Genomic DNA, 23,047 nt, shown 5'->3' with positions numbered 1-23,047 from the left:
TCCCTCAGTTCTTCAGCAGGTCAACGTCATCAACAGACGTGGTCCCGCGGGCTCTAAAGATGGAAACAATAATGGCTAGGCCAACCACCACTTCCGCGGCAGCAACCACCATGATGAAGAAGGCAATCACCTGTCCGTGGGCGCTGCCTTGCAGTCGCCCGAAAGTAATGAAAACTAGGTTCGCGGAACTCAACATGATTTCCACCCCCATCAGTGACAGCACCGCGGAGCGACGTGTTAGCACGGTGGAAGCGCCAATCGCGAAGAGAATAATCGCTAGGAATAAGTACCAGGTAGGGCTCACTTGTTTTCCTCCTTCGGGGAAGAATCTGAGTCCGCGGATTCAATCGCGGGGGCGGGCTCATCCACCATCTGCTTCAGACCCTGCGGGGCTTGCGGGCCAGGCATGCCCCAAGCACCGGAGCGACCCACTGAACGGGAAGCCTCCGGACCGTGGAGGCCCTCTGCCGGGTTACCAACCCGGGAAGCCAACAGACGCTGAGCAACCACCGGGGAAACCTCACCGACAGTACGGTTAATTCCACGCACACGCAAAACGCGAGGTACAGACTCTGGAATCGGCTGATGGGTTTCACCGGAAAGTGCCGGCACATCGAAAGCATTGGATTCGGCGTAAACACCGGGAGCGGGAAGCTGTCCGGGGTGACGCTGCGAAGCGGCGTAGGCGGCCATCTTCGCTTCAGCAACATCACGCTGAGTACGCGAAGGCAGGAGCTTATCCGGATGGGTTAGCACAATTGCGCCCAAAGCCGCAGTAATCAGCAAGATAGCGGAGATCTCGATGGTGAACAGATGCTGATTAAACAGTGTGGCGCCAAGATTCTCCATGCTCCGGTAGGACTCATCCACCGGGCCGAACTGGGTGAAGGAAACATTCACGTAGACGGCTCCGCCCAGCCCCAAAACGATTAGGGCTGACAGCAGGTAGGCGCTCACGCGACCCCCTCGGGAACCATTCTTGTAGTTATCTGTGGCCCCGATACCAATCAGCATGAGGACGAACAGGAAGAGCATCATAATGGCACCCGTGTAGACGACAATCTGCACGACACCCATGAACTCTGCCCCGTTCAGCAGGTAAAGCATTGCGAAACCCACCATGACACCAATCATGCAGATTGCTGCGTAGGCGGCACGCGAAAAACGCGCCACACCAATCGCGCAAGCAATCATGAAGACTGCCACGAGGGAGAACTTAATGAACTCGCCCGGAGCGGACCAGTCCACTCCCAGCACGGGCTCAGTCACGAGATATTGCATCAGGCTCGTGCCTCCTCAACGGTTTTAACGGTCTCAAGAGTTTCATCCTCAGGACGGTGTTCGCGGACCCAGTCGACTTGCGCCTGAGTCGGACCGGTCACCATGCCACGGTAGTAGTCACCATCAGAGGTGCCTTCCACCATCGGGTGCGGGGCAGCCAGCATGCCTTCCTGTAGATCCGCGAGGAGCTCATGCTTCTCGTAAATCATTTCTTGACGATCCAAAGAGGTCAGCTCTTCAAAATCATTAGACATTGTGAGCGCGCGGGTCGGGCATGCCTCAATGCATAAGCCACAGAAGATACAACGCAGATAGTTAATCTGGTAGACGCGACCATAACGCTCACCGGGAGAATACTGTGCGTCAGGGGTATTTGCTCCGGCTTCTACCAAGATGGCGTCAGCGGGGCAGGCCCAAGCACAAAGTTCACAGCCGATACACTTTTCCAAGCCATCAGGGTAGCGGTTCAGCTTATGACGACCGTGGAAGCGGGGGGCAATTACCGGCTTCTCGAAGGGGTATTGCTCGGTCACTGTCGGCTCAAACATAGAGGTGATGGTGACACCGTAGCCAGCTACCGGGGCGAAGAACTTACCAATGGGGCCCTTCTCATCAGGACGGAAGAATGACTCATCTGGCATGCGGGAGTTCTGTTTGTCGCTCATGCGTTACCTCCTTCAGGGGTCGAAGCTGTAATCGCTTCAGGTTGCGACGTTGCGGCAGCTTGCGCGCGGCGGGCAGCGCGCGGAGAAGCCGGGAGCTTCTGTCCGGGCAGCGGCGGAACCGGGTAGCCGCCAGCGAAAGCATCAAAAACTTCGGCTTCTTCAGGATCTTCTGCGGCTGGTTCTTCAACATTGGGCAGCAGCATCAGCACAACTACCACAATCAGGAAGAGAACAGTGATGCCACCGACGAGGGCGTAGGTGTTCAAACCCCAGAAGGAACGAATGGCCTGCATCAAAGCGACGATCACCAGCCAAGCCAGGGAAACCGGAATCAAAACCTTCCAGCCCAGCTTCATGAACTGATCGTAACGGAAACGCAGCAAAGTACCGCGGGTCCAGATCATTAGGAACATGAAGAACCAGACTTTCATGGTGAACCACAGCATCGGCCACCAGCCGGAGTTCGCACCGGCCCAGATGTACTCGATACCGAAAGGCACGTGCCAGCCACCGAAGAACAGCGTGGTCGCGACCGCGGAGACGTTGAACATGTTGATGTACTCAGCCAGGAAGAACCAAGCGAACTTCATTGACGAGTACTCAATCATGTGGCCAGCGACTAGCTCACCCTCGGCCTCAGGAAGGTCGAAGGGGAGACGGTTCACTTCGCCGACCATGGAAATAATGTAAATCACGAAAGACGGGGCCAGCGCGAAAGCCCACCAGACCTTGTCTTGCGCGGCGACAATCTCTGAGGTTGACATGGAGCCGGACATCAAGAAAACCGTGACGATCGCCAAAGACATGGACAGCTCGTAGGAAATCACCTGCGCCGCGGAACGCACCGACCCCAGCAGCGGGAAGGTCGAGCTGGTCGACCAACCGGCCAGGACGATGCCGTAAATGCCGAGGGCGCTGATTGCCAGAATGTAAAGCGTAGAGGCCGGCATATCCATCATCTGTAACGGACTGGAGTAGCCGAACAGGTTGACGTTCGGGCCCATCGGGATGACCGCGTAAATCATGAAGGCACAGAAAGCCGCGATGGTAGGAGCCAGAATGTAAATAAACTTATCAGATTTTCGGGTCCAGATGTCTTCCTTGGTGAGCAGCTTTACTGCGTCAGCAATGGCCTGCAACAGACCGAAAGGACCGTGCACATTCGGGCCGGGGCGAGTCTGCATCCGACCCAAGCCACGACGCTCAACCCACAGTGCCATCAGCACGGACAGGATCAAGTACACGATAATGAAAACTGCCTTTAGTGCAGACAGCCACCAAGTCTCCTGGGAGAAATCAGCGGGCTGGTAGGCCGAGGCTATCGCAACCGCACTAAGTGTAGCTACAGTGGGAATCATTTGCTTTCCTCCATCACGCTGACAGTGGCAATGGAGCCAACTTCGCCCAGCTTCTCAAACACGTTTACTCCGTTGTTCTGAGGCAACCACACCATCTTGTCCGGCATGCTTGCGGTAATGACTGGCATCGTTACGTGACCACGCTCAGTGGAGATAGTGATCTGCTCCCCTACCTTTAAGTTGAGTGCCTGAGCGGTGCCACGGGAGACTCTGGCGACGGGGCGACGTGCAGACAGCTGCAGGTCGGTGGCGCCGGCAAGAGTCAAAGCGTCATCAATCATCAGCTTATGAGTATCCAAGACCAGCTGTCCGGGCTGCAGCTTCGGTAGCGGGGCGGCAACCACGGCGGGGCCGGAAGCACGCTTGCCGTCCCAATCCATGAGCTGATTGACTTCCTCATAGAGGGACTTCAAAGTGGAAAGACCCAAGTCGAAGCCGCATACCTGCGCAATGCGCTGCAGAATCTGACGATCATCCAAAGCGGTCGAAGAAATCGCCTGACCGAAGGGACGCAAGCGACCCTCCCAGTTGATGAAAGTACCCGGCTTTTCAACTGGCGGAGCGACCGGCAGCACCACGTCGGCGCGTTCGGTAACCTCCGTCGCGTTCACCTCGAGGGCGACTACGAAACCAGCATGATCTAGCGCATCGCGGGCCATTTCCGGGTTCGGGAAGTCACGCACATCAACACCGCCGACCAGCAGAGTGTTGATGGAGCCGGCACGGGCGGCAGCTAGGATACGTTCGGCATCGTAGCCGTTCTCGCTGGGGATTTCAGTTCCCCAAGCGGCTGAGATATCAGCGCGAGCTTCTGGGTCGGAAACCAGACGACCGAAAGGCAACAGGTTGGGCAACGCGCCAGCTTCGAGGCCGCCTCGTTCACCGGCGCGGCGGGGAACCCAGGCGATCTTCGCGCCGGTCCGCTCCGCCAAGTGAAGGGCTGCGGTCAAAGTGCCGGCAATATTGGCGGCACGTTCACCAATCAAAATGACCCCACCGGACGCCAGTGCGTCGGCATGCTCAGCATAGGGGTTACCCTGATCCATGGCGGCCAAAACTTCCGGCTCAGTGCCGGGGGCTGCCTGCACCAGTTGGGCGCGAAGCTTACGGCTACCATGCGAAGCGAAAGGCGCTACCATGGTGACCTTGACTGAACCGGCGAGCACTCCCTTACGCAGGCGTAAGAAAATGGAACCGCATTCATCCTCGGGCTCCAAACCAACTAGGAGAACCTGACCGGCAGTTTCCAAATCGCGGTAGGTTACACCCAGTCCCGTACCAGCCACGCGGGCGGCTAGAAATTTGAGTTCTTCGTCGCTCCCGAAGCGCACGCGCTGGTCAATATCATTGGTGCGTCCCACCACGCGAGCGAACTTAGCCCAAGCGTAGGAATCTTCAAAAGTGAGACGGCCACCGGGAAGATAACCGGAAGTGCCGCTGCGAAGGGCCTGAGCAACCCGGTCAAGGGCATCAGCCCAAGAGGTCGGTACTAGCTCTCCAGCTTCATTGCGCACCAGCGGGTGACGCAGACGCCTGTCTTGGCTCTGCCAAGTGAAAGCGAAACGGTCCTTATCGGTAATCCATTCCTCATTCACGTCCATGTCCTCACCGGCGAGACGGCGGGTCACCTGACCGCGACGCACGTCAATGCGGATGGCGGAACCAGAAGCGTCATGTTCCGTCACGGACGGGGTGGAAACCAGATCGAAGGGGCGGGAGCGGAAACGGTAAGACTTCGAAGTTAGCGCACCGACCGGGCAAATCTGGATGACGTTGCCGGAGAAATAGGAAGCGAAGGGACGACCACTCATATCCAGTTCGTCCTCGGTGGACGGACCGAAGTTGGTGGAGCCAATCACGGCAGACTGTCCGGTGGGACCGGAAAGACTTTCCAGGCCGGTCAGGGTGTGACCGTCAGGGTTAGAAACCGGATCGGTGAAGCCCAGCACCTGAGTGTCGAAGCTACCAATCTGTTCACCCATATGCTGATGATGCTCGGTGGGGGCAGAACCGCCGCCGCGACCTTGCAGATCAATGAAGGGGTCGCCGGCAATCTGCTTAGCGAAACGTACACAACGCTGGCAAAGGATACAACGATCACGATCAAGCAAAATCTGGCTGGTCAAGCTGACCGGCTTGGCGTACACGCGCTTCACATCTGCGAAACGGGAGGTTTCACGGCCGTTGGAAAGAGCCTGATTCTGGAGGGGGCATTCGCCGCCCTTATCACAAACCGGGCAGTCCAAGGGGTGGTTGACCAGCAGGAATTCCATGATGCCGCGCTGCGCTTTTGCTGCGGTTTCAGAAGTGCGCTGCGTGTTGACCACCATGCCGGGCATGACGGTCATCGTGCAAGATGCCTGCGGCTTCGGGAAAGCCCGCACGTTACCTTCACGGTCAGGGGCAGCCACATCCACGAGGCACTGACGGCAGGCACCGGCAGGCTTCAAAAGCGGGTGATCACAGAAACGAGGAATCCTAATTCCGACCTGTTCAGCGGCACGGATAATCAGGGTGCCACGCTCGACCTCTACGGGCACACCATCAATGGTTAACTGCACCATGTTATCGCTCATCGGACACCTTCTTTCTGGGTCGCCCGCGCAAATACTGCGGAAGCTTCATAGGGGAAGAGCTCTCGCGCGGGAGTAGTCAGGCCCGCTTCAAACTCCTCACGGAAGTGCTCAATACCGGACTTAATTGGGGTCGCTGCCGCATCGCCCAGCGCACAGAAGGAACGGCCCGCAATATTGTTCGCAATATCGAGGAGCAAATCCACATCACCCTCCTGGCCTTGACCGGCTTCCAGACGCAGCATCACCTGCTTCAGCCAGTAGGTACCTTCACGGCAGGGCGTGCACTTACCGCATGATTCATGCTGATAGAACTCAGTCCAGCGAGTGATGACGCGAACCACGGAGGTGGTTTCGTCGAAAACCTGCAAGGCACGGGTACCCAGCATGGAGCCCGCTTGACTACAAGAATCGTAATCGAGCGGCATATCTAGCTGTTCGGCGGTAAAGATTGGGGTGGAGGAGCCACCTGGAGTCCAGAACTTGAGCTGGTGACCTTCCCGAATTCCGCCCGCCATTTCGATTAGCTCACGCATGGTGATACCGAAGGGCGCTTCGAACTGTCCCGGATGCTTGACATGTCCAGAGACGGAGAAAAGGCCATGTCCCTTGGATTTTTCGGTACCCATCGCACCGAACCATTCAGCGCCGTGGTTTAGAATACCGACCACGGAGGCGATAGATTCGACATTGTTTACCACGGTAGGCCGCGCGTATAGACCGGCGACCGCGGGGAACGGGGGCTTGAGGCGAGGGTGTCCGCGCATTCCTTCGAGGGAGTCGAGGAGGGCGGTTTCTTCACCACAGATATATGCGCCAGCGCCCGCGTGGACGGTGATCTTCAAGTTGAAGTCGCCGTTGGGGCCAAGGCCTTCACCGATGATGCCGGCTTCTTCCAGTTCACGTACCGCGTTCAGGAGACGACGGTAAACGTGGACGACTTCGCCGCGCAGGTAGATGAAGGCGTGCTCGCAACGTATCGCGCGGGAGGTAATCGCGATACCTTCCAGCAGCACATGCGGGTTACCCATCATGGTGGGAATGTCTTTACAGGTGCCCGGTTCTGACTCATCGGCGTTAACTACTAGGTAGCGCGGTTTACCGTCATCTGGGGGCAGGAAGGACCATTTCAGGCCGGTGGGGAAGCCGGCGCCGCCACGGCCACGCAGGCCGGAGGCTTTAACTAGGTCAACAATCTCCGAACGTTCCATGCGGAGAGCTTTGTCCAAGCCTTGGTAGCCGCCGTTACGACGGTAGCTTTCCAGGCTGTATCCCTGTTCTTTATCCCAAGAATCGGAAAGGACTGGGGTGAGTTTCCCGGCGGGGGTCACGACTGTCACTTCTCGCCCTCCTTTTCAGTTTGCGCCGCGGCGGCAACGGGGGTGGCCTCGACGACCGGGGCACTCCAGTTGTTCTCGCGGGCGATCTTCAAGCCCAACAGTGAAGCACTGCCGGCGACTGGGCCTTCCACAGCAAGACCGTCATCGAAGCCGGCCAAGGTGTGGGAAACCTCTTTGAAGGTGTGCACGGTGTTCGGGCCGCGGGTCGGATGGATTTCGCGTCCAGCCTGGATGTCGTCAACGATCTGCAAGGCAGAGTCAGGAGTCTGGTTATCGAAGAACTCCCAGTTGACCATCACCACGGGGGCATAGTCACAGGCGGCGTTACATTCCAAGCGTTCCAAGGTAATCTTGCCATCCTCGGAAAGCTCTTCATGGCCAATCCCTAAATGCTCAGAGAGTGTCTCCCAAATCTGGTCCCCACCCATCACTGCGCAGAGCGCATTGGTGCACACGCCCACGGTGTAGTCACCGTTGGGGTGGCGCTTGTACTGGGTGTAGAAGGTGGCTACCGCACTGACTTCGGGGCGGGTCAGGCCCAGCACGTCGGCACACAGAGTGATGCCGGCGGCGGACACGTAGCCGTCCTCGGACTGCACTAGGTGCAGCATGGGTAGCAAAGCTGAACGCTCATGACCCTTCGGGTAGCGTGCCACAATCTGGGCAGCTTCAGCGCGGAGACGTTCCTCCACTTCTGGAGCGTAAGCATTCATCGGTCAACACCTCCCAAAACGGGGTCAATAGAGGCTAGGGAAACCACCACGTCAGCTAGCTGTCCGCCTTCGGTCATCATGGCGAAGGACTGCAGGTTGGAGAATGACGGATCACGGAAATGCGCACGGTAGGGTCGGGTGCCGCCATCGGAGACAAGGTGAACGCCCATGATGCCCTTCGCATGCTCAATGGTCTGGTAGACCTGGCCGGCAGGAACACGGAAGCCTTCGGTGACCAGCTTGAAGTGGTGAATCAGGGACTCCATGCTTTCACCCATGATTTCGCGAATGTGTTCGAGGGAGTTGCCCTGCCCATCCTCGGAAACGGAAAGCTGCGCGGGCCAGGCAATCTTCTTGTCGGCAACCATGACGGGAGCGCCATTGCATTCATCTAGGCGATCCAGCACCTGGTAGATGATGCGCAGAGACTCATAGCATTCCGCGAAGCGAACCTGCACCCGGTTGTAGGCGTCAGACTTATCGCGGGTAGGAACGTCGAACTCGAAGTTCTCGTAGCCACAATAGGGCTGGAGCTTACGCATATCCAACGGCAGTCCGGCAGCACGAATGCAGGGACCGGTCAATCCCAGCGCCAAACCAGCGGCCAGAGGAATATAGCCAACATCAACGTGACGGAGCTTGAAAATAGGGTTTTCCTGAGTCAGGTCCTGCAACTGACCAATATCGCGGCGCAGTGAAGGCAGTAGCTCACGAGCCCAGTCGGTGGTGCCCGGAGGGAGATCCTGAGCCACGCCACCGGGACGAATATAGGCATGGTTCATGCGCAGGCCGGTGACGGATTCAAAAATCCGGAGCACGTTTTCACGGCCGCGGAAAGCAATCGTCATCATGGTGGTGGCACCCATTTCGTTACCACCGGAGCCGATTGCCACCAGGTGGGAAGCAATGCGGTTCAGTTCCATCATGAGGACACGAATCAAGTTGGCGCGCTCTGGAATCTGATCGGTGATTCCCAGCGCCTTCTCTACCGCCAGGCAGTAGGCAGTCTCATTGAACATGGGGGCTACGTAGTCCATGCGGGTCGCGAAAGTGGAACCCTGCACGAAGGAGCGGTACTCCATGTTCTTCTCAATGCCGGTGTGTAGGTAACCGGTCCCGACGCGCATCTCGCGGACGGTTTCGCCGTCGATTTCCAGAATCAGACGCAGCACGCCGTGAGTGGAGGGATGGACCGGACCCATGTTAACGACCATGCGCTCAGAGGAGAGCTTGTGCATTTCGTTGATGACGTCGTCCCAGTCACCGCCAGAAGCGACCAGCTCATCCAGTTCGTCCTCGCCGAGGGCGGGGCCCGTAGCGGTAAACAATGGTTTCGAGGATGCCATTAGTTGTAGGACCTCCTAGTATCTGCGGGAGGCACTGTCGCGCCCTTATATTCAACGGGAATGCCGCCCAGCGGGTAATCCTTACGTTGCGGGTGACCAATCCAGTCATCCGGCATGGCGGTACGGGTCAAGGCGGGATGTCCATCAAAGACGATGCCCATCAGGTCCCAAGTTTCACGCTCATGCCAGTCATTGCCCGGGTAGGTTTCCACAATGGAAGGGATGTGCGGATCAGCATCGGGGCAGGTAACTTCCAGACGCAGCAAGCGGGAGTGGGTGATGGAGAAAAGATGGTAGACGGCATGTAGCTCAGCGCCCTGATCGTGCGGGTAGTGCACGCCGGAAACACCTAGGCATAGTTCAAAACGAAGATCTTGATCGTTTCGCAGCATCAGCGCCACTGCCCGAATATGCTCACGGTTAATGAAGATGGTGAGTTCATCGTTTTGAACGACTACGCGCTCAATCACTTCACCGACTTTCAAGCCGCCCTCGGCAATGAGCTCTTCGAGGATGTCGACGACCTCATCGAACCAGGAGCCGTAGGGGCGGGCTGATTCGCCCGGCAATACGACGGGCTGCACCAGGCCACCAAAACCACTGGTGTCGCCCGAACCTGTCACACCGAACTGCCCGTGGCGGGCAGCTACCGGGTGCGGCTCAGGGGAGCGGCGGTCGCTGGGCTTTGCGATTTCCGCGTTCAAGTTCTGTTCTTCGCTCATGCCAGCAGTCCCTTCCGCAGGTGAGTGGGGGTTGCCTCGAGAGCGGCTTTTTCAGCGGCGCGAGCAGCTTCGACGCGGTTCACGCCCAAAGGTGATTTACGCATGTGATCATGCAAAGTGAAGATAGCGTTCAGCAGCATTTCTGGACGCGGCGGGCAGCCGGGCAGGTAGACGTCAACGGGGACGATATGGTCGCAGCCTTGGACCACCGCATAGTTATTGAACATGCCGCCAGAAGAAGCGCAGGCACCCATGGAGATAACCCACTTGGGTTCAGGCATGGAATCGTAGACGCGGCGCACAATCGGAGCCATCCGGTGTGAGACACGACCGGAAACAATCATCAGGTCGGCGTGACGCGGGGAGGCACGGAAGACCTCCATCCCGAAACGAGAAATGTCGTAGCGGGGCGTACCGGTCGCCATCATTTCAATCGCGCAGCAGGCCAGACCCATGGTTACCGGCCAGACGGATGCTTTTCGGGCTAGGCCCAGCATTGCCTCAACACTGGTGAGTGCAACACCAGCGGGGAGCTTTTCTTCAATTCCCATCTTTTATCCTTAATCCCATTCCAGGCCGCCACGGCGCCATTCGTAAATGAACGGCACAGTAATGAGGGCAATAAACAACATCATGGCAACAAAAGCGGCCACTCCGAGAGGTACAAAGTTAATCACCCACGGGTACATGAATACAACTTCGATGTCGAAGATGATGAAGGTCATCGCAACCAGGTAGTACTTCACAGGGAAACGTCCCGAAGTCTCTTGGTGCGGCGCCGGGTCGATACCACATTCGTAGTTCGCAACCTTGGTCCGGTTTTTCTTGCTGGGACCAAGAATTGCCGACATGCCGAGACCACCCAACGCTAGCGCGAGGGCGCCAATGGCCATAACCAGCAATGGCGTGTAATCGTTCATCGGGTCTCCTTCAGAGGGTGACTGATAGTTAGTTGATGATTCATCATGCGGATGGCACCAACTTGGTGAGAAGCTGTAGGGTGCGGTCAGTGAGATCGCCGCCTTGACGCTCATAGCCGTCAGAAAGGAGCTTGTGCACGACCCGCATCAAGCGTTTGCGGGGGAGCCCATACTTGGTGCACAGGCGCATCACTTCGGGATGCTCAATCAGGGCAACGAAAGCGCGGCCCATCATGTAATAGCTGCCTAGCTGCTGTTTCAAAGCGGCGGGGTAGTTTTCCATCGCTAGGTCGAAACCATGATCGGTGCTGCGAACCGAGGCGGAAGCGTAAGTCTGGGCAATAATCCGACCCGCAGCAAGGGCCGGGGCGATACCTTCACCGTTGTAAGGCGAGACCAGACCGGCAGCATCACCGGTAAGGAGCAAACCATCTTCATAGAGCGGCTTGCGGTTAAAAGCCATGGGGAGGGCAGCGGAACGCAAGGGTCCCTGCTGGTTCTCCGGAGTGAAGCCCCATTCTTCGGGCAGGTTCCGAGTCCAGGCTTCGAAAATCTGCTTGTAGGGTAGGCGCGTGGCTTTCTTCGTGGAGGAAACAGAGCCTAGGCCCACATTCACGATGCCGTTACCGAGGGGGAAAATCCAGCCGTAACCCGGCAGCAGGTTAGATTCACCGGGCTTGCCATCCCAAAGCTCCAGATGGGAAACCATCCATTCGGTGTCAGCCAGCGGTGAGGTGAAGTAGGTGCGGGCGGCCACGCCCATCGGCCGGTTTTCGATTGCGGCACGCCCCGCCGAGGTGGCTAAACGCGCGGCCACTCCCCCGGCGTCAATTACTAGGCGGGCATGGAACTCGATTTCCTCCGCCTCTTTGCCTTTGCCGCGGGTGGCTTTCACGCCAACTACGCGGTCTCTGAAGTCAGTAATGAGTGAGGTTGCGGTGGTGCCTTCGTAAACTTGGGCACCACTGTTTTCCGCGTGACGGAGCAGATCATTATCGAGCTCCACGCGACTGCGACACATTCCGTAGTTGGGGAAGCTGCGTTGCTCTGGCCATTCCATCTTGATGTCATGACCGCCGCCAACCACTTGGAGGCCACGGTTGCGCGCCCATCCGTCCGTGTTGATTCCCATTAGGGATAGTTCGTTTACGGCCGAGGGGGTAAGGCCGTCGCCACAGATCTTATCGCGCGGGAAGATCGCCTTATCCATAATGACGACATGCACGCCCAAAGCAGCTAGGTAGTGGGCTGCAGATGAGCCAGCCGGACCTGCCCCGACGATGACCACATCAGATTGCACTACTGTCACAGTCTGACTCCCCTCCCGTGCACACTATTTCATAGCCTAAGCATTTGCTTACACTATGCTGACTATCTGTCTGATAAATATTTGACAGTAGTCAACTCTTCTAGCCTAGCCGGGCATTGTGGGTGGCCGCACCAGCTTGAACAAAAGCGCACTATTATGCGGATTGCGTCCAAGCATGACATCTCGAACAGAAATGTTTAATGCAACTAAAGTCTTACCTAATTGTAAAAGACGGCAACAATTAGGCGTCCACAATCGGAATTGAGTGCGGTTTGCCCGAAATTCGAGACGGCATCGACACCACTTCCGAAACCGGACGCAAGCCCAACCACCACTGTGAAACGGGACGGCGATTCTCCAGTTCAATCTCATCCATGAAGTTCTTCAAAGGTACCGTAGCGATTGAGTTAGTAGACAGTCCAATGTAGACCGCATTTGCTTCACGGCCATTATGTGCGGCCGGATCATTTTGGTCAGCAAAGTACTGCTCCAGCCAGTTCATGCCGTGGAAGACCAAACGTGTCGCCAGCAGACGGTCGAAGGGCGTGGGAGAGCCACCCTGTTGCAAATGTCCCAGCGCTGTCTGTCGAACGTCGAAGAGGCCGCCGCCCTCTTCCTCGAACACTCGCGCCAAGAAGTCACGGTTGTATAAGCCGGAAGCCTCCTCGTTACTAATCACCATGAAGAGGCGACGCCCGCCCTCGAAAGACTGACGCATTCGCTTGCAGTCATTGTTGAGCTGCTCCAAGCTAATACCGTCCTCATGCAGGTAGGTGAGCTCCGCGCCCGCGGCAATCCCAGACATTAAAGCCAAGTAGCCGCAACGACGCCCCATGGTTTCCGCCACGAAGCAGCGCCGGGAAGCTGCCGCGGATTCCTTAATCCGATCCAGTGCCCACACTGCGTTATTGACGGCAGTGTCAGCACCAATCGAAAGCTCCGAACCGGGCAGGTTATTGTCAATGGAGGCAGGCACACAAATCATTGGCAGGTTGAATGCGGGGTAACGAACCCGCTCCTCCATGAGTTTATGCGCGGCCAGGTAAGCATTAAAACCGCCCACAATCATGAGCGCATCGATGCCGTTATTTTCGATGGCGCGACCGAGGGCGTACAGTTCCTCCACCGTCGGAACCGGACGGCGGGTACCCAGCTCGGCGCCGCCGTCGAAAGCCCAGCCTTCCACTGCGTCCCAGGTCAGTTCTGAAACCTGATTATCCATCAGGCCTTTCAAGGACCCCTGCACGCCCAGCATGGTGAAGCCCTTATCGAGGCCGAGGCGGACCGCGGCGCGCGCCGCCGTGTTCATCCCTGGGGCGAGACCACCAATATGAACAATGGCGACCCGCTTACCGGCAGCGGGACGCTCCGAAGTCTGCTCCCACATATGTCCGGGAGAGACAGCCACATCCTCGGTCTGCTCCACCCGATTCAGGTGTTTAGCCTGCTGCGCCGCAAAAGGCGGGGTGGACATAATGCGGTTAATCTGCACCATCTCAGTGAAGGAAGATCCGCGCAGGCGCATCGCTTCCGCATAGTTTCCAGCTTTCACGTGACGGGCCACCGAGCGGGTGTCAGCGACCGCTTTCATCATTGGGATCCGGGCCATGCGGTTATGGCGCACCCCCAAAATGGTGGGTTCATCCTCCGGGGTTACGGACATGATTTCCTGCACGGCCGCGTATCCCAGCACGGTAGACATCCAGCGGTCATAGGCCGAGGGTGAACCACCGCGTTGCACGTGTCCCAAAATGGTGACGCGCACGTCTTCTTGAAGTTTTTCTTCCAAGGTTTCAGCGACCTGGGTGGCGGTAATCGGATTTCCTTCCCGGTCGATGGCACCCTCGGCCACCAGCACGAGGGATTCCCGACGTCCCGCCGCACGGCCAGCTTTCAGCTTGGTTGCCAGTTCATCTTCCCAGCCGTCTTCTGGCGGCACCTCAGGAATGAAAACGTAGTCGCAGCCGCCCGCAATGCCAGCCATCAGCGGCAGGTAACCGCAGTGGCGGCCCATTACCTCGACCACGAAGGTGCGTTGATGCGAAGCAGCGGTGGAGGAAATATCGTCGATGGCTTCCATAATCCGATGCAGGGCGGAGTCCGCGCCGATAGTCATATCGGAGCCGACCAGGTCATTATCGATGGAGCCGACCAGGCCGCAAATCATGAGGGCGGGATGCTCATCGGCATCAGCTTGGGTAATTTCCCCCATCTCCACGAGTTCCTGTACCAGTTCAGGCCAGAGCAGACGGAACTCATTAGTTCCAGTGAGGGAGCCATCACCGCCAATCACAATGAGACGGTCAATACCGTATGCGAGGAGGTTCTTAGCGGCCTGACGCATGCCTTCACGCTCACGGAATGCCTTGGAGCGGGCGGTTCCAATCACGGTGCCACCCTTGTGAAGAATACTGGAAACATCGGACCAGCCGAGGGGGCGGATACGGTCACCGCCTTCAACGGCGCCTTGCCAGCCTTCCATGATGGCGCAAGGTTGCACCCCCATGGCGAGGGCGGTACGGGCGACTGCGCGAACCGCCGCATTCATGCCCTGCGCGTCACCACCGGAAGTCAAAACTCCGATCCGGTGCGCGACCCGGTTCTGGGAATGTGAAGCTGACTGCTCAACCTCAGTTTCGGTTGCCGGGACGGGGTTTAGCTCCTCGACTACCACGCCGTCGTAGCTGCCTGCCTTCGTTGCAGTGGTGCTGTTATCGCTGGACATTGGTCCTCCGAATTGTTAAGAATATGTGCTCCAATTCTCGCATCTAGTGCGCTTTTGCGCCACCAACTTAAAAAAACTCACGCCGGTTGCGAACACTGCGGGCGATTCCTAGGGGCTCTCCTCTAGACTGGGTACACACATTTAACTCTTTTGTCTCTAACTTAATTTTTGACTTCCGTAAGCACTTTAAGGACCGATCTATGCTGTTCAAACTAATCCGCGAATACGCGCGACCACACGTGTGGTCAATTCTGGTGATTTTACTGATGCAGCTAATCCAAACCGTAGCTTCACTGTGGTTACCGTCCTTGAACGCGGCCATTATTGACGACGGCGTCGTCATCGGAGATACCAACGCCATCTGGCATTACGGCCTACTGATGCTAGGGATGACCGTGGTGCAAGTTGCCGCCACCATTGTGGCAACCTACTACGGCGCTAAAGTCGGCACCTCAATTTCTCATCAGATGCGGCGGGACACTTTCGCTACCGTGCAGACTTTTTCCCGCGCAGAAATTCATGAGTTCGAGGCGGCTTCACTAATCACCCGCGCGACCAACGATATTCAGACCCTGCAGATGGTCACCATTTTGGCCTTCACCGAAATGATAATGGCGCCCCTGATTGGGGTTGGCGCGGTCATTATGGCGATCCGTCAAGATGCCGGCCTCTCCCTGCTGCTGGTAGTCGTAGTGCCCCTACTGGGCTTTGCCATGGGAATGATTATGTGGCGGCTCCAGTTCCACTTCCGCCGCGTCCAAACCCGCACCGACCGGATTAACGCGGTCTTACGTGAACAGCTCAGCGGCGCCCGTGTGATTCGCGCTTTCGTCCGCCAGGACGCAGAGCGGGAGCGCTTCGACAAACGCTCCACCAGCCTGCTGGAAGCCAAACAGGGTTTGAGTTTCCTGTTCTCTCTGATGTTCCCAACTATCAACGTACTGCTGGGAGTTTCCTCCGTCGCCGTGGTAGGTTTCGGTGCTTTACGCGTCACCGGCGGCCATATGGAGATTGGCTCCATGATCGCCTTCTTGAACTACCTGATGCAGGTGTTCTTCTCTGTCATGCTGCTCTCTTTCGTCTTCATGATGGTGCCGCGCGGACAGGTCGCCGCGGAGCGTATCGGGGCCGTACTAGAGACCAAAACCAGCATTCATTCACCGCAGACCCCTCGCCCCCTCGGCCCCTACCAAGAAGGCGAGCATCCCACCTTTGCTTTGGAGGATGTCACCGTCCAATACGAGGGCGCGGAAGTCCCTGTCTTAGCGCATGTGAATGCGACTTTGCGGCCCGGCCAAACCACCGCGGTAATCGGTTCGACGGGTTCAGGTAAATCCACTTTGGCGACCCTGCTGCCCAGGCTCCATGATCCTTCCAGCGGCAAACTCACCGCCGACGGAATTGATTTGCGGGAGCTTGATTTGGCGGATCTGCGGGCGCGAATCGCCTACGTCCCACAACACACCTACCTGTTCTCCGGCACGATTGCTTCCACGGTTTCCGGTCTGGCTCCCGAAAATATTACTGAGGAAGTCAAAGAAAAAATCGCGCAGGCCCTGAAAACCGCGCAGGCTTGGGAGTTCGTGAGCAGACTGGAGGAAGGCATGGACGCGCCCGTTTCCACCGGCGGCTCCAACTTCTCTGGCGGCCAGCAGCAGCGCCTCACGATTGCTCGCGCCCTCTACCGCGCCGCGGACCTTTACATATTTGATGATTCATTTTCCGCACTTGACTACGGAACGGAGGCGCGGCTTCGGACCGCCCTCGGCCCCGCCATTAAAGGCGCGGCCGTCCTCATGGTGGCGCAACGCGTTTCCACCATTGCGGGCGCGGACAATATTTTAGTGCTAGATCGCGGCGAAGTGGTCGGCCAAGGCACCCATGAGCAGCTCCTTGAGACTTGTGAAACCTACCGAGAAATTGTGGATTCGCAGATTGATGCACAGGAGGCGACAGCATGAGAGGCGACTTGCAAAAACCCTCCGGCGGTTTCAAAGAATTCCGTGGCATTATGCGCCGGCTCGCGCAGAATATGCGGCCTGAACGGACGGGACTGATCTGGTTCTTCATTCTGTCTTTGGCTTCTATCGCGATGAGCTCAGTGGCGCCCATGATTTTGGGTAACGCCACAAACCTGGTTTTCGAGGGCGTATTCAACCAAAAAGCCGCCCTCGGCACCACGAAAGAGCAGCTGATTGCCCAATATGAGGCGGATGGGCAGAGCCAGATTAGCCAGATGCTTTCCGCAATGGACCTACACCCGGGCGCCCTCTTCGACTGGAGTGGGCTGCTGTGGCTGCTGGGTGTAGTAGCAGTCCTCTACCTGCTGAGTGCCCTGATCTTGTTCTTTAGTGGCTTGCTAGCCCGCTACGCGGTGCTGCGCACAGAAAACCGCCTCCGGCAAAAGGTGCAGCGCAAGATTGATAAGCTCACGCTCTCCTACCTGGATGACTCCTCACGCGGTGATCTGCTTTCCCGTGTCACCAACGATATTGACAATGTGAAAGACACCTTGATGCAGGTTTTCGTGCAGCTGGTGCCGTCAATGATTTCTCTGGTGGCCATGCTCTCCATGATGTTCTGGATGTCTTGGAGCTTGGCGCTGCTAACCATCATTATTATTCCGCTGGCCATCTTGCTGGGCCGGGTGCTGCTGGGTCGCGCGAAACCGCACTTCAAGGAACGCTGGAAGGCGACCGGCGACGTATCGAATGTGGTGGAAGAAAACTTCACCGGTCAGGAAGTTGTCACCCTGTACGGTCTCCAAGATAATTTCAATGACCAGTTCGCTGAAGCTAATGATCGCGTCCAGCACGCCACTTTCATGTCGCAGTTCCTCTCCGGCATTATGTGGCCGCTGATGTCCATGTTGGCGAACCTCGCCTATGTGCTGGTGGCGGTCGCCGGCGGCTTCTATGTCGCGCACGGTCGCATGACTTTGGGTGCGGTGCAGGCCTTCATCCAGTATTCGCGAAACTTTACTCAGCCGCTCAGTGGCCTCGCCCAAATGGCTCAGGTACTGCAATCTGGCGCGGCCTCCGCGGAACGTATCTTCAGTTTCTTGGACGCCCCGGAGCTGTCTTACGATGTCCGCTCCGCTGAGCTGAAAGCCGCTCCGGAGGCTACTCCCACCCACCTAGGGACCTCGCCTAAGGAAACCCCGGTGGTGACTTTCCAGGATGTTACCTTCAGTTATGAGCCGGGCAAACCGGTCATTACTGGCTTGAACCTGAGCGTTAAGAAGGGTCAGACTGTGGCCATTGTGGGCCCGACCGGCGCCGGTAAAACCACGCTAGTTAACCTGCTGATGCGTTTCTATGAGATTGATTCTGGAGCCATCTACGTTAATGGGGTAAACACCCTCGACATTCCCCGGGACGAACTACGTGCCCAGATGGGCATGGTGTTGCAAGAAACCTGGCTGTTTAACGGCACTTTGCAAGAAAACGTCCAGTTCGGCAAGACTGACGCAACCGATGAGGAAGTTCAGGCGGCCACGAAGGCAACCAGTGTGGACCATATTATTCGGGCCATGCCGGACGGCTACCACACCATGATTGACGATGAAGGCAATGGCATTTCCCAAGGCGAAAAGCAGCTGCTGACCATTGCGCGTGCTTTCTTGAGCGACCCGTCCATCCTGATTTTGGATGAGGCGACCTCATCGGTGGATACCCGCACTGAGGTGCTGGTGCAGCGGGCCATGAACCAGCTGCGTTCGGGCCGCACCAGTTTCGTGATTGCGCACCGGCTTTCCACGATTCGTGACGCCGACCTGATTGTAGTCATGGAAAACGGCAACGTCGTGGAGCAGGGCACGCACCGGGAGCTGATGGCTGCCCATGGCGCCTACCGCAGGTTGCATGACGCGCAACTAACTGCCGGCACCGACGCGGATGAAGGCGGCGCCCTACTGGACTGAGTCGCTGGACTGAGTTGCTGGAATAGGCTGCTGGGGCTGGTAGCTTAGGCCAGACGCAAGGCTTTCCGCTCGGCGTCAGTCAACCAGACTGGATCTTTAGCAAGACGCTGATAGTAGCGGTCCACTTCACTCCAGTCAGCGAAGGGTGAACCGGCCCGAGCAACCGCATCAAAGCCCGCCACCTCCGCGCCTTCCTCATCTGCACCCTGCCGAATCGCAGACTCATAACCCACCTGGTAGGCGGCCTCAGCATGCATCGCAGCCAATGGAATCAAGGTGGCGAATAATGCCACATCGCTGGCCCTGATCTGAGCGTCGACTGTCAAATCGCGATCTTTCAGATAGTCGTTGAGATTCACCAAGGCTTCCACGATGCGCCGCTGCGCCAGATCTTTATCTTCCTGCGTGGCAGCATTCTTCACCTTCCCCCAGTACGGGGTCAAATCCTCATTCAACCAGTTCAGGAAAGCGGCAATCTGTTCTGCAACTTCCTCATCCCCATCCAGCGGATGGAGCTGGGGCGCCCCCTCGGCATGATAGGCAGACCAAGCCACCGCTAAATCGTAAACAATCTGGTCGGTTTTGTTCATGACGATTTCGCCAAGGAAATGCGGGTTTCGGTCATTCACTACGACCGGTACCGGGGTAGGCTCACCGGGTTCCCAGCTAGACTGTCGCCGGTAGAGTTCCTGATGCGTGCGCGACCGTAAATCCGGATCGAAGCCCAACTTCGGTCCGGTTGCCGGGGCGATTTCTTCAGAATCCTCGAACACAAAACCATCCGCGCTAGCAGACCAAGCCACAGAGGCTGCCAGCACCGGCTCCAAACCCAAGAGACGGCGGGCGGTAATGACGCGCCGGCACCAAGGACAGCCCATGAAACCCACTATCCGGTAGTGTCCCGGTTCCGGCTGGAGAGTAAATTCGGCGGGATAATCCGCGGCTGGGAAGGAACCCTCAGACGGGATGAAACGAAGCGATTGCACTGACATGGTTCCTCCTCAGGAGACAAAATAATCGTCGGTTATAGCCTTTTCTTTAACTCTATCGCACCGCCGGGACTTTAGAAGCGTGAAAGTCCCGCAGACAGTCACTGGGTGAAGCCCGCTTCAGGCAGGTAGACTGGGAGAGACTTTATTTCAGCAGTGAAGGAGCACTCATGGACATCAGTTGGAAAGTAGTCAATGGCTTAACCCTAGCGGGGGCGGCGATTGTGGCGAACCTAGTGGTGAAAAACGGTTGGAAACTGGTGACCGGGCATAAGCCCCCGACCGAGGGCGAAGAAGAACTCCAAGCCCGTATGCTTGAGGTGCTCGCCTTCGGCGCGATTTCTGGTCTGGTCATGGCGGCTACCCGCCGTTTTGCCCTCGGCAAAGCTAACCAGTGGTACGGCGGTAGCAAGTTTAATCAGCTGGAGGTCTAATTATCTCCTCGCTTAGTGCCGTTTCTTTTTTTCTGGCGCTGACAGCTACCCTAGTCGGGTTAGGGTCTTTTATCACCGGCTGCGTGAAAATCCTGCAGCGGATGCAGATGGGTGCCCCCGCCCCTGAGCGGGTTCGGCCTGTCGGGGCGCGACTTTGGCGTGCTTTCGTTTCCATTTTTTCCCATTCTGGGTTCCGAGGGCGTCCGGTGGTGCGGGTCGCCCACTGGCTGGTGATGGTTTCTTTCCCGCTTCTTTTCTTAACGCTAATCACCGGTTACGGGCAGCTACTCAACCCCGGTTTTGCGCTTCCCTTTTTAGATAGTTTCGCCCCCTACACGTGGACGGTAGAGCTGATTGCCTGGCTGAGCTTGCTGGGCATTTTGGCGCTGATGGTGGTGCGCTTACGTAATGGCGGCGTGCTGCCGTGGCGGAAAGCTGAACAGTTAGAGCGCGGCAATCAGACTGGGGAGGCGTCGAATTTGCCGCGTCGCTTCTTCGGCTCTACCCGCTGGCATGCCATTTTTGTGGAGCTAGTGGTACTGGGCGTCGTTATCTGCGTGCTGGTGTTACGCGCCGCTGAGTATGCTTACTCTCAGCCGGCTCTTTCCCCTGACCATTCTGCGCTACTTTTGCATCCTTTTACCGCCTGGATGGGTACGCTTCTAACCGGCTATTCTCAGGCTACTTTGGCGAATCTGATCACGGTTACCGCCTGCGCGAAGATTGTGATTTCCATGCTCTGGATGATGGTGGTCGGCGTGCAAACCAGTATGGGCGTCGCCTGGCACCGTTTCTTGGCGGTAGTAAATATTTATGCTCGCCGTGAGGTTGATGGCAGTAACGCCCTCGGCCCCCTCGAACCCATCCGGGTTGCCGGTGAGCCCCTCACCATGGAGACCCTAGAGGAGCTCCCGGAGGACGCCAAACTAGGTGTGGGCAGTATTTCTGATTTCACTTGGAAGGGCCTGCTGGATTTTTCAACCTGCACGGAGTGCGGCCGCTGCCAAGAGCTCTGCCCGGCCTGGTCCACGGGCAAACCTCTTTCCCCGAAGCTTTTCACCCTGGCGCTACGCGACCATCATGCCGCCACGGCGGCTTTCATGCGTGCCGCCCAGGAACTGGAACAGCCTGGCGAGTCGCCAGCTGAGGACGCTAACGGGGATTTCCCTTCCGACCTGTTCACCCCCATCCCGGAGCATTCGGGGGATGTTTTAGCGGCCCTGCGGGCCTCCGGCGCGCAAAGCGCTGAGGCTTCCGCTAATCCGCTGGAGCGGCAGCTGGTGCCAGAAGTGATCACCCCGGATGTGCTGTGGGCTTGCACGACCTGCGGTGCCTGCGTGGAGCAGTGCCCGGTAGATATTGAGCACGTGGATCATATTGTGGATGTGCGCCGCCACCAGGTGCTGATGGAGTCCGCTTTCCCGAAGGAACTAGCAGGCGTTTTCAAGCAGCTAGAAAAGAAAGGCAACCCTTACGGTCAAGCCGCCCGCAAACGAATGGACTGGGCAAAGAACCTGGACTTCCCGGTTCCTGTCTTGGGCGTGGACGTGGAGGATGCCACCGCAGTTGAATACCTGTTCTGGGTCGGCTGCGCGGGTGCTTTCGATGATCAGGGGAAGAAAACCTCTGCCGCAATTGCGGAGCTTTTGCACCGTGCCGGGGTGAGTTTCGCAGTCTTGGGTCAGGGCGAGTCCTGTACTGGCGATCCGGCCCGCCGAGCCGGCAATGAGGTGCTGTATCAGATGCTGGCCGAAGCGGCAGTCAGCACTTTGAATGAGGTGAAGGCACGCAAAATTGTGGTGTCTTGTGCGCACTGTTTTAATACGATCGCCCGCGAGTTCCCGGACTTGGATGGCCATTTTGAGGTGGTTCATCATACCCAGCTGCTAAACCGGCTGGTGCGAGAGAAGCGCCTGATTCCGGTGCCGCCGCAGCCGGGTGCAGAAAAGACCATCACCTACCATGATCCGTGCTATCTGGGCCGTCATAATCAGATTTACGAGCCTCCACGTGAACTTTTGGACGCGATTCCCGGCGTGAAGCAGGTGGAGATGCCGCGCTCACGTGAAGGCGCCATGTGTTGTGGTGGCGGTGGGGCTCGCGCTTGGATGGAAGAAAGCGAAGGCACCCGGATTGCGGTCGCCCGCATGGGTGAAGCGGCGGGCACTGGTGCGGCTGAGGTCGCTACCGCCTGCCCCTTCTGCACGCAAATGTTGGGCTCTGCCGGGCAGATTCCGAAGCAGTCTGGAGCTGGCGAAACTGACAGCAGCGTTCAGGTTCACGATATTTCTTTGACTCTACTGGAGGCGGTTCGCCGCGGCGATCAGCCAGATTTAGCATCCGCCAGTGTAGGAGGTAGTAATGAGTAAGATGCCCGCATTCGCAATTTTTGGCCCCACCCTAGGCTGGCTGGTGCTGATGAGTGTCAGCTTCACCGGCTGGACCGTTGCTTCTCTCTTAGTTTCCGGGGTTCTCTATATCTTTAGTGCTAGTGCCCTGCTGGTGGGCCGAAGGCGCCTGTCCGAGGGCGTAAAGAAGTCAGCGAATCAGGGGACCCCAACCTGGTTTATTGCGGGGGTTTCTGGCTATTTCTTGCTACTGCTAACTTTCGGCATGCTGATTTGGGCGCCCTCTAGCCAGACGTGGGCAGTCATAATTCAGGTGAGTCTACTGCTGGGAACCCTCGTTACCAGTATGGGAGCTTGGATGTCATCCTCGGCTCTACTAAAAAACTCCTAGCCCAGCGATTG

General features: G+C 57.5%; 19 protein-coding genes. 5 read left to right on the top strand and 14 right to left on the bottom strand.

Translation table 11 applies throughout. The features are described from left to right. Nucleotides 1–4: 4 nt before the first annotated feature. The 13 genes from nuoK to BM477_RS06025 all read right to left on the bottom strand — a co-directional run bounded on the left by nuoK (nt 5) and on the right by BM477_RS06025 (nt 14,952). Entirely contained in the window at nt 5–304 is a 300-nt protein-coding gene (gene nuoK, locus BM477_RS06085; RefSeq protein ID WP_075361770.1) for an NADH-quinone oxidoreductase subunit NuoK, read from the bottom strand. After that, nucleotides 301–1,281, bottom strand: a complete 981-nt coding sequence (locus BM477_RS06080) for an NADH-quinone oxidoreductase subunit J (protein ID WP_075361769.1) — start codon at nt 1,279–1,281, stop codon at nt 301–303. Before BM477_RS06080 ends, nuoK begins: the two co-directional genes overlap by 4 nt. Beyond that, complete coding sequence (nuoI, locus tag BM477_RS06075) at nt 1,281–1,946, bottom strand: NADH-quinone oxidoreductase subunit NuoI (protein WP_075361768.1); 666 nt, start codon at nt 1,944–1,946, stop codon at nt 1,281–1,283. Before nuoI ends, BM477_RS06080 begins: the two co-directional genes overlap by 1 nt. Further along, complete coding sequence (gene nuoH, locus BM477_RS06070) at nt 1,943–3,304, bottom strand: NADH-quinone oxidoreductase subunit NuoH (protein ID WP_075361767.1); 1,362 nt, start codon at nt 3,302–3,304, stop codon at nt 1,943–1,945. The genes nuoI and nuoH overlap by 4 nt, the downstream gene beginning before the upstream one ends. After that, nucleotides 3,301–5,880 (bottom strand): NADH-quinone oxidoreductase subunit G, encoded by a 2,580-nt coding sequence (locus tag BM477_RS06065; protein ID WP_075361766.1) that lies wholly within the window; start codon nt 5,878–5,880, stop codon nt 3,301–3,303. Before BM477_RS06065 ends, nuoH begins: the two co-directional genes overlap by 4 nt. Next, complete coding sequence (gene nuoF / locus BM477_RS06060; RefSeq protein WP_075361765.1) at nt 5,877–7,217, bottom strand: NADH-quinone oxidoreductase subunit NuoF; 1,341 nt, start codon at nt 7,215–7,217, stop codon at nt 5,877–5,879. Before nuoF ends, BM477_RS06065 begins: the two co-directional genes overlap by 4 nt. Next, nucleotides 7,214–7,930, bottom strand: coding sequence for an NADH-quinone oxidoreductase subunit NuoE (gene nuoE / locus BM477_RS06055; RefSeq protein ID WP_075361764.1), 717 nt, complete (start codon nt 7,928–7,930; stop codon nt 7,214–7,216). Before nuoE ends, nuoF begins: the two co-directional genes overlap by 4 nt. Then, nucleotides 7,927–9,276, bottom strand: coding sequence for an NADH-quinone oxidoreductase subunit D (locus BM477_RS06050; protein ID WP_075361763.1), 1,350 nt, complete (start codon nt 9,274–9,276; stop codon nt 7,927–7,929). The genes nuoE and BM477_RS06050 overlap by 4 nt, the downstream gene beginning before the upstream one ends. Continuing rightward, nucleotides 9,276–9,998: an NADH-quinone oxidoreductase subunit C gene (locus BM477_RS06045; protein WP_075361762.1), complete on the bottom strand. Its 723-nt coding sequence runs from the start codon at nt 9,996–9,998 to the stop codon at nt 9,276–9,278. The genes BM477_RS06050 and BM477_RS06045 overlap by 1 nt, the downstream gene beginning before the upstream one ends. After that, on the bottom strand, nt 9,995–10,549 hold the full coding sequence (locus tag BM477_RS06040; protein WP_075361761.1) for a NuoB/complex I 20 kDa subunit family protein: 555 nt from the start codon (nt 10,547–10,549) through the stop codon (nt 9,995–9,997). Before BM477_RS06040 ends, BM477_RS06045 begins: the two co-directional genes overlap by 4 nt. Nucleotides 10,550–10,558: 9 nt before the next feature. Continuing rightward, the gene (locus tag BM477_RS06035) at nt 10,559–10,918 is read right to left on the bottom strand and encodes an NADH-quinone oxidoreductase subunit A (protein WP_075361760.1); all 360 of its coding nucleotides are present in this window, start codon (nt 10,916–10,918) and stop codon (nt 10,559–10,561) included. Nucleotides 10,919–10,961: 43 nt separating this feature from the next. Beyond that, nucleotides 10,962–12,227, bottom strand: coding sequence for a geranylgeranyl reductase family protein (locus tag BM477_RS06030; RefSeq protein ID WP_075361759.1), 1,266 nt, complete (start codon nt 12,225–12,227; stop codon nt 10,962–10,964). A gap of 241 nt (nt 12,228–12,468) precedes the next feature. Continuing rightward, nucleotides 12,469–14,952 carry a 6-phosphofructokinase gene (locus tag BM477_RS06025; RefSeq protein WP_084543758.1) on the bottom strand — a complete coding sequence of 828 codons (2,484 nt, stop codon included), beginning with the start codon at nt 14,950–14,952 and terminating at the stop codon, nt 12,469–12,471. 200 nt (nt 14,953–15,152) lie between these two features. On the opposite strand from BM477_RS06025, the gene BM477_RS06020 reads away from it, so the two are divergent. Next, nucleotides 15,153–16,913: an ABC transporter ATP-binding protein gene (locus BM477_RS06020; protein ID WP_075361758.1), complete on the top strand. Its 1,761-nt coding sequence runs from the start codon at nt 15,153–15,155 to the stop codon at nt 16,911–16,913. After that, nucleotides 16,910–18,874, top strand: a complete 1,965-nt coding sequence (locus BM477_RS06015; RefSeq protein ID WP_075361757.1) for an ABC transporter ATP-binding protein — start codon at nt 16,910–16,912, stop codon at nt 18,872–18,874. The genes BM477_RS06020 and BM477_RS06015 overlap by 4 nt, the downstream gene beginning before the upstream one ends. A gap of 44 nt (nt 18,875–18,918) precedes the next feature. Here BM477_RS06015 and BM477_RS06010 read toward each other — a convergent pair whose 3' ends face one another. After that, complete coding sequence (locus BM477_RS06010) at nt 18,919–19,866, bottom strand: glutathione S-transferase family protein (protein ID WP_075361756.1); 948 nt, start codon at nt 19,864–19,866, stop codon at nt 18,919–18,921. Between the two features lie 167 nt (nt 19,867–20,033). Between BM477_RS06010 and BM477_RS06005 the strand changes: the two genes are divergently transcribed. From BM477_RS06005 to BM477_RS05995, 3 genes are all read left to right on the top strand, one after another. Continuing rightward, entirely contained in the window at nt 20,034–20,297 is a 264-nt protein-coding gene (locus BM477_RS06005) for a DUF4235 domain-containing protein (RefSeq protein ID WP_075361755.1), read from the top strand. 83 nt (nt 20,298–20,380) lie between these two features. Next, nucleotides 20,381–22,666, top strand: a complete 2,286-nt coding sequence (locus BM477_RS06000) for a heterodisulfide reductase-related iron-sulfur binding cluster (protein ID WP_342741782.1) — start codon at nt 20,381–20,383, stop codon at nt 22,664–22,666. After that, on the top strand, nt 22,659–23,036 hold the full coding sequence (locus BM477_RS05995) for a hypothetical protein (RefSeq protein ID WP_075361753.1): 378 nt from the start codon (nt 22,659–22,661) through the stop codon (nt 23,034–23,036). Before BM477_RS06000 ends, BM477_RS05995 begins: the two co-directional genes overlap by 8 nt. The last annotated feature ends 11 nt before the right edge of the window (nt 23,037–23,047 follow it).

It is taken from the genome of Boudabousia marimammalium (genome assembly GCF_001936115.1).
Lineage (GTDB): Bacteria > Actinomycetota > Actinomycetes > Actinomycetales > Actinomycetaceae > Boudabousia > Boudabousia marimammalium.
Note: the sequence above shows the minus strand (reverse complement) of the source record. Positions and strands in the feature narration are given on the sequence as shown.